The 12,155-nt window shown below is 36.1% G+C and carries 7 protein-coding genes; 6 read left to right on the top strand and 1 reads right to left on the bottom strand.

Annotation, left to right across the window (positions count from 1 at the left end; genetic code table 11):
* Window positions 1-45: 45 nt before the first annotated feature.
* Window positions 46-543, bottom strand: coding sequence for a hypothetical protein (locus tag FNW21_RS14610; protein WP_235889647.1), 498 nt, complete (start codon window positions 541-543; stop codon window positions 46-48).
* Between the two features lie 270 nt (window positions 544-813).
* On the opposite strand from FNW21_RS14610, the gene uvrA reads away from it, so the two are divergent.
* From uvrA to FNW21_RS14580, 6 genes are all read left to right on the top strand, one after another.
* Window positions 814-3,645 carry an excinuclease ABC subunit UvrA gene (gene uvrA / locus FNW21_RS14605; RefSeq protein ID WP_144257496.1) on the top strand — a complete coding sequence of 944 codons (2,832 nt, stop codon included), beginning with the start codon at window positions 814-816 and terminating at the stop codon, window positions 3,643-3,645.
* A gap of 57 nt (window positions 3,646-3,702) precedes the next feature.
* Window positions 3,703-4,851, top strand: a complete 1,149-nt coding sequence (locus tag FNW21_RS14600; RefSeq protein WP_144257495.1) for an AAA family ATPase — start codon at window positions 3,703-3,705, stop codon at window positions 4,849-4,851.
* A gap of 1 nt (window position 4,852) precedes the next feature.
* Entirely contained in the window at window positions 4,853-5,470 is a 618-nt protein-coding gene (locus FNW21_RS14595) for a hypothetical protein (RefSeq protein WP_144257494.1), read from the top strand.
* 281 nt (window positions 5,471-5,751) lie between these two features.
* The gene (locus FNW21_RS14590) at window positions 5,752-6,480 is read left to right on the top strand and encodes an LOG family protein (protein WP_144257493.1); all 729 of its coding nucleotides are present in this window, start codon (window positions 5,752-5,754) and stop codon (window positions 6,478-6,480) included.
* A 239-nt stretch (window positions 6,481-6,719) separates the two neighbouring features.
* Window positions 6,720-9,470, top strand: coding sequence for a gluzincin family metallopeptidase (locus tag FNW21_RS14585; RefSeq protein WP_144257492.1), 2,751 nt, complete (start codon window positions 6,720-6,722; stop codon window positions 9,468-9,470).
* A gap of 188 nt (window positions 9,471-9,658) precedes the next feature.
* Window positions 9,659-12,067: an alpha-ketoacid dehydrogenase subunit alpha/beta gene (locus FNW21_RS14580; protein WP_144257491.1), complete on the top strand. Its 2,409-nt coding sequence runs from the start codon at window positions 9,659-9,661 to the stop codon at window positions 12,065-12,067.
* Window positions 12,068-12,155 lie beyond the last annotated feature (88 nt).

Genomic DNA, 12,155 nt, shown 5'->3' with positions numbered 1-12,155 from the left:
GTTATTTTGAGGAAAAATTATTCGATAGGCTAGTAATAGCAAGCATTACAGGGTTATGACTAAAAACGGACAATCAAAAAATTTTATATCAATAACATAACAAGCTATGGGTTGCTTTCTGCCAATACACGCTACAATATCATCCTTTTTATTTTTGGATATTGCGAATCCGTAAGCAACACTAGCATTACCACAATTGAGCACGTTTACCACATATTCATTTGCAAAAGGATCTTTGGCTAGTAAACGCTGAACGGTGTTCACCAAGGAGTCGGTTTGAAAAGTGAACTCATTATCAAACCCAATTTGATATTCATTTTCACTTATCTTTTTTATGGGAAGAACTCTTGAGATACTGTCGCCCGACTGTAAAAGTAATTCATGTCCAATTCTGCGCAGTAAAACCTCCCGTCTAGCGATGTCAAAATCGTCACTTTGAGTTGTGCTGAAAGCCACGTAAATTAATGAGATAAACGAGAGTACTACCAATCCCAGCAGGTATTTGCGTTTGCCCAGAAAGAGATTGCGACTAAAATTCATCATGTTGCTTTATATTTACAAAGTTTGTATATTTTTTTAAAATTCAAATCTCTCGTGTCAAAAAAATCAAAATAAATTTGCTAAATAAAATAGGATATTACAACTAAAAAAAATATTTTTTACAACCCGTTTATTATGCTGACAGGTGTAATCAATTTTACAGGATAAGCCCAACTAGCAGCTCCAAAGTTCCTTACAATCTTAATTCAGCTTTAACAAACTGGGATAGCAAATCGAAATCAATTGTTGTAACTTTGCTTTTTTGCAAAAAATATGCTAGATACAAACAATACCATCGAAGTTCAAGGTGCCAGAGTGCACAACCTCAAAAATATAGATGTTTCCATCCCAAGAGAAAAATTAGTGGTAATTACAGGACTTTCAGGTTCTGGAAAATCGTCGTTAGCTTTCGACACCATTTATGCCGAAGGACAACGCCGCTATGTAGAAACCTTTTCGGCTTATGCCAGACAATTTTTGGGTGGTTTGGAACGCCCCGATGTAGATAAAATTGATGGCCTTTCGCCCGTGATTGCCATCGAACAGAAAACCACCAGCAAAAGCCCTCGCTCGACCGTAGGTACCATCACCGAAATTTACGATTTCCTACGGCTGCTCTACGCTCGTGCCGCCGATGCGTATAGCTTCAATACGGACGAAAAAATGGTTTCCTACTCGGACGATCAAATTAAAGAGCTGATTATTCAGGATTTTGCAGGCAACCGAATCAACATTCTGGCCCCAGTTATTCGAGCTAGAAAAGGACATTATGCCGAATTATTCCAACAAATTGCCAAACAAGGTTTCCTGAAAGTACGTGTCAATGGCGAAATTCTTGATATTACATCTGGTATGAAATTGGATCGTTACAAAACCCATGATATCGAAATTGTAATTGATAGAATTGCTATAGATGGTTCAGAAGATATCTCAAAAAGATTGACCGAAAGCATCAATACGGCTATGAATCAAGGCGAAAACGTGCTAATGATTTTAGACCAAGACAGCCAAGAAGTACGGTATTTTAGTCGGAATTTGATGTGTCCTACAACTGGGATTTCGTATCAAAATCCAGAGCCCAATTTGTTTTCGTTCAACTCACCCAAAGGAGCTTGTCCTAACTGTAACGGATTGGGAACGGTAAACGAAATCAATATCAAAAAGATCATTCCTAATCCAAAATTGTCTATAAAAGCGGGTGGTTTTGCACCTTTGGGCGAATACAAAAGTTCGTGGATGTTCAAGCAATTGGAAATTATTGGCGAGAAATACCAATTCAAACTAACCGATGCCATCGAAACCATTTCGGCCGAAGCAATGGAAATGATTTTGAATGGTGGCAAAGAAAAATTCTCTGTCGAATCCAAAGTTTCGGGGGTAACCAAAGACTATAAAATAGAGTTTGAAGGCATTTCGCATTTTATAAAAAACCAACACGACGAAAGTGGGTCAACCACAATAAAACGTTGGGCGGCTGCCTTTATGGACGAGGTAAAATGCCCCGTTTGCGAAGGCACAAGATTGAAAAAAGAAGCCTTGTTTTTTAAAATAAACGAAAGCAACATCGCTCAATTGTGCGCCATGGATATTTCGGATGTAACGGCTTGGTTTTTGGATTTAGACACACATTTGTCCGAAAAACAAAAAAAGATAGCCTCGGAAGTTGTCAAAGAAATCAAAGACCGTTTGGCTTTTTTGATGAACGTAGGCTTGGATTATTTGGCATTAAACAGAAGTTCCAAATCACTTTCTGGTGGCGAGGCGCAACGCATTCGGTTGGCTACACAAATTGGGTCGCAATTGGTAGGAGTTCTTTATATTTTGGACGAACCTAGCATTGGATTGCACCAGCGCGACAACGAAAAACTAATTCGTTCCCTTGAACAATTGCGGGACATTGGTAACTCGGTAATTGTGGTAGAACACGACAAAGACATGATAGAAAGTGCCGATTACGTAATTGACATTGGCCCCAAAGCCGGAAAATATGGTGGCGAAATCATCAGTATTGGAACACCTGCCGAAACCTTGGCATCCAACACCATTACGGCTCAATATTTGAACGGAAAAATGAAACTCGAAATTCCCGAAAAACGCAGAGAAGGCAACGGAAAATTCCTGAAATTGACGGGAGCAACAGGAAATAATCTTAAAAATGTAACTATAGATTTGCCTTTGGGTAAAATGATTTGTGTAACTGGCGTTTCGGGTAGCGGTAAATCCACTTTGATAAACGAAACCCTCTACCCTATTTTGAACGCCTTTTATTTTAATGGTGTAAAAATTCCAAAACCCTACAAAAAAATCGAAGGACTGGAACACATCGACAAAGTGATTGCCATCGATCAAAGTCCTATTGGGCGAACGCCACGTTCTAATCCAGCGACTTATACCGAGGTTTTTACTGAAATCAGAAACCTATTTACCATGACTTCCGAGAGTATGATTCGGGGGTATAAAGCGGGGCGTTTTAGTTTCAATGTAAAAGGCGGACGATGCGAAACCTGCGAAGGATCAGGCGTTCGGACGATAGAAATGAACTTTTTGCCCGATGTGTATGTAGAATGCGAAACCTGTCAAGGCAAGCGTTTTAACAGAGAAACTTTGGAAATTCGCTACAAAGGAAAATCCATTTCGGATGTGTTGAATATGACTATTGACGAGGCCGTTCCGTTTTTCGAATTAATTCCGAAAATTTATAGAAAAGTAAAAACCCTTCAGGATGTTGGTTTGGGTTATATAACTATGGGACAACAAAGTACCACGCTTTCGGGTGGCGAAGCGCAACGCATCAAACTGGCGGGAGAATTGGCCAAAAAAGATACTGGAAACACTTTTTATATCCTCGACGAACCCACAACAGGCTTGCATTTTGAAGACATTCGGGTTTTGATGGAAGTCATCAATAAATTGGTCGATAAAGGCAATACGATTTTGATAATTGAACACAATATGGACGTCATCAAACTAGCCGATTACATTATAGACATTGGCCCCGAAGGCGGCAAAGGCGGCGGACAACTCGTTGCCAAAGGAACGCCTGAAGAAGTAGCCAAAGTTAAAAAAAGCTACACTGGGGTGTTTTTGAAGAAAGAGTTGGTTTAAAAGATTAGTTTAAAAATCATTTAAAAAAATAATTACATTTGTTAAAACAAATAAAAAATGAAAGAATCTATAGTCATAAAAAATCTCGGACCTCTAAAAGATATTCATATTGAAGAAATAAAACCTTTTACCGTTTTTATTGGAGAATCTGGTAGCGGAAAAAGTACTTTGATGAAAGTTATTTCCTTGTTTCGATGGATTTATAAAATGCATAATATTCATTCTTATTATATAAAGAGTAATGTGAATTCCCCTTTTGAAATTGATAATATATATTCTTATTTCGAAAATTGCGGTATTAAAGAATTTATAAAATCTGACACTAAAATTATCTATAAAACTACATTTGATAATGGCGTGAATTATTGGATACAATACTATCAAAATGATTTGTACTTTTCCAAACAAACTATAAACGCATCTGATTTATCTTTTAATAAAATTAGTTTCATTTCGGAAACGCGAAATATTATTCCGCTATGGGCAAATAAAGGAGCTACATTAACAGGAGGTAATTTAGGTTTCTATTTTCATGAAGTCTTTAAAGATTTTGATTTAGCTTCGGATGCGATTAAGGATGTTGACCTAAAACATTTAGATTTAAAATTTTCTGTAAAAAAAGACCCTTTAGGAAAGAATTATAGAATTGAATCGAAGAACAATGAAAAATTTGATATAGAATTTAAAAACAGTTCATCGGGAACTCAAACTTCTGTACCAATCCTTTTAATTTCGCAGTTTTTTGCACAGAATTTCAAATTTGAAGATGCTTTTAACAATTCTGTTTTAAAATATTTATCCTCCGATAATCGTTTAACCGATTTCAAGGCAGTAAAAAATTTGAGTGACATAAAAAATAAAAAAATATACATTCATATAGAAGAGCCCGAATTGAGTTTGTTTCCTGATGCGCAATGCAAATTGATGGACGATTTGATTAGAAATTGTTTTATAAACAATGTAAATCCTGTAGAATTATTACTTTCTACACATAGCCCATATATTGTAAACTATTTGAATTTACTAATAAAAAGATTCGATAAAAAGACAAGCGAATCCAAATACAATTATGACGATTTAGCTGTTTATCAAGTTGCAGATGGTGGATTGATTAATTTAATGGCTCAAAATGAACGATTGGTAAATACTAATCCTTTATCTGATACCATAAACGATATTTATAACGAATATGAAAAATTAGGATAATATGGATAGTTTGCTAAAAAATGACTTTACTTCATTCCATCAGTTACCTATCTCTAATCTAAACATTCGTCAAGATACAATTTTACCTTATTTTGAATTAGAAGATGTCAATACCGTTTTAACTCTATCACCAACTAAAGATTCAGGAACAGCAAAATACGCTAATCCGAATAATTTAGAAATAACAATAATTGATTACGATACTTTTCTAACCAGTTTATCTCATCGTTTTAGACAAGGAAAAAGCCGATGCGACGCAATAGTTTACACCCAAAACAAATCTTATTTTCTATTAAATGAATTAAAAAACAGAAATATAGTTGATGAAAATGCCTTTGAAGAAGTACTTTCTGGAGCAATCTCTCAAATGCTCAAAACTTTAAAATTGATGAAATCTGTTCCGTCAATTGACGTTTTTATAAATACTTTTATTCAAAAAAGGTGTTGCTATTGCAATAAGAAATCCAATAATCCGTCTGCAATGATTGATGCCCCAAATGCTTTTAATCGATTGAACATTTTAGTACCAGATGGAATTGAAATGATGCATATTGAAATAAATGCTTTAGGTTTTCAATTATTCCAATACACAGGTTTACAGACAATAAAATTAAATTAATTATTGCATAACATTATAAAGAAATAATATAAAACTAGCCTACTACATCATTAAAATTGGTTCCGAAGGCGGCAAAGGCGGCGGACAACTCGTTGCCAAAGGAACTCCTGAAGAAGTCGCTAAAGTTAAAAAAAAGCTACACTGGGGTGTTTTTGAAGAAAGAGTTGGTTTAGTCAAATTGGTATTAAATTTTAAAAAAGAATAAACAACAAAGTTGAATTAAAAGCGGTGGATACTAGCGCAGTTAGCTGACGAAGTAAACAACTTCAAAAATACATAAAATGAGATTAGAAGATTTTGACAACGACGAAGACAAAGTAATTCAAGACAAACTGAAGCAAAAAACGTGGAACGAGATTCGAACCAATGACAGCTGGGCCATTTTTAAAATCATGTCCGAGTTTGTGAACGGATATGAAGCTATGGGGCGCATTGGGCCTTGTGTGACCATTTTTGGTTCGGCGCGCATCAAGCCAGACGCACCCTATTATTTATTGGCCGAAAAAATTGCATTCAAAATCAGCAAAGCAGGTTACGGCGTGATTACGGGCGGCGGGCCAGGGATTATGGAAGCTGGAAATAAAGGAGCTCATCTTGGGGGAGGAACCTCGGTGGGATTGAATATAGAATTGCCTTTTGAGCAGCATTATAACCCGTATATCGATCGGGATAAAAACCTAAATTTTGACTATTTCTTTGTCCGAAAAGTGATGTTTGTCAAGTATTCGCAAGGGTTTGTGGTAATGCCTGGTGGATTTGGTACCATGGATGAATTATTTGAAGCCATTACTTTGATTCAGACCAAAAAAATAGGTAAATTTCCAATTATATTGGTAGGAAGTTCGTTTTGGACAGGTTTAATGGATTGGATTAAAACCGTTTTGGTCGAAAGAGAACAGACCGTTAGCGCCCAAGATTTGGATTTATTTAAAATTGTAGATACCGATGATGAAGTGGTTGCCGTCCTTGATAAGTTTTATAAAAAATACGATTTAAGTCCTAACTTTTAGCTAAAAAAGTGGTTTTTACCTCCATTTTTTAAATACTAATACGATTAATATTGATGGCTTTTTTAAAATAAAAAAGCCATACAATTGAAATTAGGTTGGATGGCATAATGCTAATATAATTGAGTACATTTATTTTTTAAATTTAGTAGGAACACATCTTGAAAGCACTTATATATCGCCCGTTTTATATTCTTTTTTTGTTCGTAACGGCCATCCAGTACGGGCAAAATCAGTCTAAAATGATTGTTGAAGTCAATTTAGAAAAACAAACGCTACACATTCAGCAAGCGCTTACTTTTACTAATTTGTCGAGCGATACGTTGACTACAATTGTGCTCAACGACTGGAATAATGCCTATTCCGAAAAAAATACACCCTTGGCCAACCGATTTTCGGATGAATTTTATAGAGGTTTTCATTTGGCCAAAAAAGAAGAACGTGGTAACACTAATACAATTACCATTATCGACAACAATACGTTGTTTTTGCCTTGGGACAGACCCGAAAAAAATCCAGATGTTATTGTTGTGCACCTGCGAGAAAAACTACTACCTAACCAAAAAACAACGCTACACCTCACATACAGCATAAAGATTCCTAGCGATAAATTCACCAAATATGGGTACTCCAATTCAGGTGGAATGAACCTCAAGAACTGGTTCTTTGCTCCTGCCCGATTCGAAAATCACGCTTTTACGATAGCCAGCAATGCCAATTTAGATGATATTGCCAACTCGGTTGTGGATTATTCTATTGCGCTAAAAATTCCTAAAAGTTTCGAAGCCACTACAGATCTAGATACCGATTCTGCCGTTACCGATGCCACTTTTACAACCTATCATTTAAAAGGCGAAAACAGAACTGATTTCAGTCTTTTTATAGAACCAAAATCTAGTTTTACGAGTTACAAGAACGCTTTGATTGATGTAAATACTAATCTAAAGGACAACAAGTTAGACGAAATTCAAAAAGCAATCGTAATTGATAAAATTGTACATTTTACAAACGCATTACTTGGAAATTATCCGCACCAAAAAATACTGGTTTCACAAACTGATTATGAACGAAATCCATTTTATGGTTTGAATCAGTTACCGCCGTTTATCAGCCCATTTACCGATGAATTTTTGTTTGAAATTAAGTTCTTAAAAACCTACTTGAACAACTATTTAAAATACAGTTTGCGATTGGATCCTCGAAAAGACAATTGGATTTATGATGGCATTCAAATTTATGCTATGATGAAATACATCGATGAAAATCATCCCAATAGCAAAATGATGGGAAGTGGCGCAACGCTCAAATTATTGAAAAGTTATAATTTAGTGAATTTAGATTTCAATGAGCAATACAGCTATTTTTACATGCTTATGGCTCGCAAAAACTTGGATCAAGCGCTTGGTGCGCCCAAAAATACGTTGATAAAATTTAACGAACAAATTGCCAGTAAATACAGAGCTGGATTGAGTTTTCGGTTTTTGGATAATTACCTTGACAACGGAATTGTAGACAAAAGCATGCAGGAATTTTATAGTTTGAATCAAAAAAAAGAAACCAATGCGCTCGATTTCGAAACGCTTATAAAATCAAATACGCCTAAAAATATCGATTGGTTTTTTAAAACCGTCATTTATTCTCGGGATTTGATTGATTACAAATTCTCGGCGGTATCAAAAACGAAGGATAGTGTGACTTTTTCGATAAAAAACAAAACCAATGCCTTGGTTCCCGTTCCTGTTTATGGGGTAAAAAATGGGAATATTGTTTTTAAAAAATGGCTGGAAGCCGATGAAGCTTCCAATGGTACTTTTACCATTCCTAGACTCGATGCCGATAAAATTATTTTGAACTATAAAAACGAGGTTCCAGAATACAATTTAAGAAACAATTGGAAAAAACTAGAGGGCTTTTTTCCTAATAATCGTCCTATAAAATTTGCTTTTATGAAGGATTTAGAAGATCCTTATTACAATCAAATTTTGTATGCCCCTATTATGAGTTTTAATGTATACGATGGTTTTACGCCTGGCATTCGGTTTCATAACAAGACCATTTTGAACAAGCCGTTCACATTTGATTTGAATCCTACCTATTCGCTTAAGACACAAACGCTTTCGGGGTCGGCATCTTTTGCTTTGCATCAAGATTTTCGAGATCGCAATTTGTATGCAATTCGGTATTCTATAGGCAGTTCCTATTTTCATTATGCACCAGATGCCACGTATTTTAAATTAAATCCAATGGTGCAATTGCAAATTAGAAATCCCAATTTTAGAGACAATAGAAAACAAGTGTTTTTGTTCAGGCAAGTAATTGTAAACCGAGAAAAAAGTATGTTTATTACGGATAATTCGGCTCAAAATTATTCGGTTTTTGATGCCAAATACATCAATTCAAAAACCGAAGTTACCAACCACGTCAGCTTTACGGGTGATTTTCAACTGTCCAAACAATTTGGAAAACTTTCTGGAGAAATGCAATACCGAAAACTATTTGAAAACAAGCACGAAATCAATTTGCGGGTCTATGCTGGTCATTTTTTATACAATAATTCCCATTCTGATTTTTTTAGTTTTGCTTTAGATCGCCCTACGGATTACCTTTTTGATTACAATTATTATGGCAGATCCGAAAGCACAGGTTTTTTTAGCCGACAATTTATTTTGGCCGAAGGCGGTTTTAAGTCAAAAATGCAACCCGCTTATGCCAATCAATGGATTAGCACTTTGAATGCCAGTTATTCCATCTGGAAATGGATTGATTTTTATGGTGATTTAGGCGGTATAAAAAGCAAAAATACAGCGACCCAATTTGTCTATGATAGTGGGATTCGGCTCAATTTAGTAACGGATTATTTTGAGCTATATTTTCCAGTGTATTCTACTAATGGTTGGGAAATATCCCAAAATAAATACAACGAAAAAATACGCTTTGTTATCACACTAGACCCTAGTAAATTAACTAGTCTTTTTACCAGAAAATGGTTTTAAAATACCCGATTTTGTGATTTTTTGTTGAGTAATTGCTAATAAAAGCTGTTTTTTTACGGTAATATGGTAAAATTAAACCCTTTATTTTTGGATTTTATTGAAAATAATTTAATTGTATTTTCTTTAAGGAATTATGATAATAGGTAGTTTTTAATTAAATTTGCGCTTTAAAGTGATACTTTTTAATTATGATAAAAGAACCAACCACTACGGCATTGACCTTTGAAGATTTCAAAACCGAAGTTTTAAAAGACTACACCATTGCTATAACAAGCAGAGAATGTAGCCTATTAGGTCGTAAAGAAGTATTAACTGGAAAGGCAAAATTTGGGATTTTTGGTGACGGAAAAGAAGTACCACAATTAGCAATGGCCAAAGCGTTTAAGAACGGCGATTTTCGTTCAGGTTACTACCGCGACCAAACGTTTATGATGGCAATAGGCGAATTGACAGTGCAACAATTTTTTGCAGGTTTGTATGGTCATACGGATATCAACCAAGAGCCCATGTCCGCAGGAAGACAAATGGGCGGACACTTTGTAACCCATAGTTTGAACCAAGACGGGAGTTGGAAAGACTTAACCCAACAAAAAAATTCAAGTGCCGATATTTCCCCCACTGCTGCTCAAATGCCCCGATTACTGGGATTAGCGCAAGCTTCAAAAATATACCGACAAGTAACAGGAATACCCAATACCCAAAATTTCACCCAAAACGGAAACGAAATTGCTTGGGGAACAATAGGAAATGCAAGCACATCCGAAGGGATATTTTTTGAAACCATCAATGCCGCTGGTGTCTTGCAAGTACCGCTAATCATGAGTGTTTGGGATGATGAATATGGAATATCGGTTCATGCCAAACACCAAACTACCAAAGAAAGCATCTCGGAAATCCTAAAAGGATATCAAAGAGAAACCAACACCAATGGTTTTGAAATTATAAAAGTAAAAGGCTGGGATTATGCAGAGTTGATTGCTGTTTATGAGAAAGCCGCTGCCATTGCTCGCAAAAATCACATTCCTGTTTTAATTCACGTAGACGAGTTGACACAACCACAAGGACATTCCAGTTCTGGCTCACATGAGCGCTACAAGGATGGGGCAAGATTGGCTTGGGAGAAAGAATTTGACTGCATTCGCCAAATGCGATTGTGGATGATTGCCATCAATATTGCATCGCCAGAGGAATTGGAAGCCATTGATTTGAAAGCCAAAAAAGAGGTGCTGGAAATTAAAAAAATAGCCTGGAATACCTTTATAGAACCCATCATCGAGGAGCAAAAAAAACTGGTACTGCTATTAGAAAAAACAGCTCGAGATAGTAAAAATAAAGAAGCCATTGCCCAACTCATAACCGATTTAAAAAGCCTGAAAAATCCCCTGAAAAAGGAAATGCTAGTTGCCGCTCGTAAAATAATACGCTTGGTTGTTAACGAAAGTGGACAAGAAGAATTGGGACAATGGATTATTGATTTTACGCAAAAAACGCAATCAAAATTCAGTAGCAACTTGCACTCTGAATCTGATAAAAATATTTTTTCAGTACAAAAAGTATTGCCCGAATACGGCCACCATGCCATAGCCGATACGGATGGGCGCATGATTTTGAGAGATAATTTTGATGCTTTGTTTACCAAATATCCCGAAACATTAATTTTTGGGGAAGATGCAGGAACCATAGGCGATGTCAACCAAGGTCTTGAAGGAATGCAAGAAAAATACGGAGAACTACGTGTTGCCGATGTAGGCATTCGAGAAGCCACAATTATAGGACAAGGAATAGGAATGGCCTTGCGTGGTTTGCGCCCAATTGCCGAAATTCAATATTTAGATTATTTACTCTATGCTATTCAAATCTTGAGTGATGATCTCGCAACCTTACAATATAGAACGGTAGGCAGACAAAAAGCACCGTTGATTATTCGCACTCGTGGTCACCGTTTAGAAGGCATTTGGCATTCAGGATCACCCATGGGAATGATTATCAATGCGATTCGAGGGATACACGTTTTGGTGCCTCGCAACATGACACAAGCCGCTGGTTTCTACAACGCACTTCTAGAATGCGATGAACCAGCCTTGGTAATCGAATGTTTAAATGGCTACCGTTTGAAAGAAAAAATGCCTTTGAACTACGGCAATTTCAAAACCCCCATTGGAGTTATCGAAACCTTAAAAGAAGGAACGGATATCACATTAGTATCCTATGGATCAACGTTGCGTTTGGTAGAACAAGCCGCAAAAGAACTACTGGAAGTGGGTATAGATTGCGAAATTATTGATATCCAATCCTTATTGCCCTTTGATGTCAATCATGATATTGTAAAAAGTGTTATCAAAACCAACCGCCTTCTCGTTATCGATGAGGATGTACCGGGTGGAGCTTCTGCTTATATTTTGCAACAAATAATCGAGAACCAAGACGGCTATTCGTATCTAGACAGCAAGCCACAAACCTTGACTGCCAAAGCGCACCGACCAGCTTATGGCACAGATGGCGATTATTTTTCGAAACCCTCTTCCGAAGATATTTTTGAGAAAGTATACACCATGATACACGAGGTAAGTCCATCTAAATTTCCTGTTTTATATTAAAATTTTCATTTTTAATATTTATTTTAATGCCAATGTAAATGGGTTACATTGGCATTTTTTGTGTTACATTTAATTATTGAAAATTAGT

It is taken from the genome of Flavobacterium restrictum (genome assembly GCF_007097245.1).
In the GTDB taxonomy this organism is placed as follows: Bacteria; Bacteroidota; Bacteroidia; order Flavobacteriales; family Flavobacteriaceae; genus Flavobacterium; species Flavobacterium restrictum.
The sequence above is the reverse complement of the archived record's forward strand: the minus strand, read 5'-3'. Positions and strand labels throughout refer to the sequence as shown.

What these genes read in the sequence shown, in the direction of transcription:
- uvrA (WP_144257496.1), top strand. Translation starts at nt 814, where the DNA reads ATGCTAGATACAAACAATACCATCGAAGTTCAAGGTGCCAGAGTGCAC.
- FNW21_RS14600 (WP_144257495.1), top strand. Translation starts at nt 3,703, where the DNA reads ATGAAAGAATCTATAGTCATAAAAAATCTCGGACCTCTAAAAGATATT.
- FNW21_RS14585 (WP_144257492.1), top strand. Translation starts at nt 6,720, where the DNA reads ATGATTGTTGAAGTCAATTTAGAAAAACAAACGCTACACATTCAGCAA.
- FNW21_RS14580 (WP_144257491.1), top strand. Translation starts at nt 9,659, where the DNA reads ATGATAAAAGAACCAACCACTACGGCATTGACCTTTGAAGATTTCAAA.
- FNW21_RS14590 (WP_144257493.1), top strand. Translation starts at nt 5,752, where the DNA reads ATGAGATTAGAAGATTTTGACAACGACGAAGACAAAGTAATTCAAGAC.
- FNW21_RS14610 (WP_235889647.1), bottom strand. Translation starts at nt 543, where the DNA reads ATGATGAATTTTAGTCGCAATCTCTTTCTGGGCAAACGCAAATACCTG.
- FNW21_RS14595 (WP_144257494.1), top strand. Translation starts at nt 4,853, where the DNA reads ATGGATAGTTTGCTAAAAAATGACTTTACTTCATTCCATCAGTTACCT.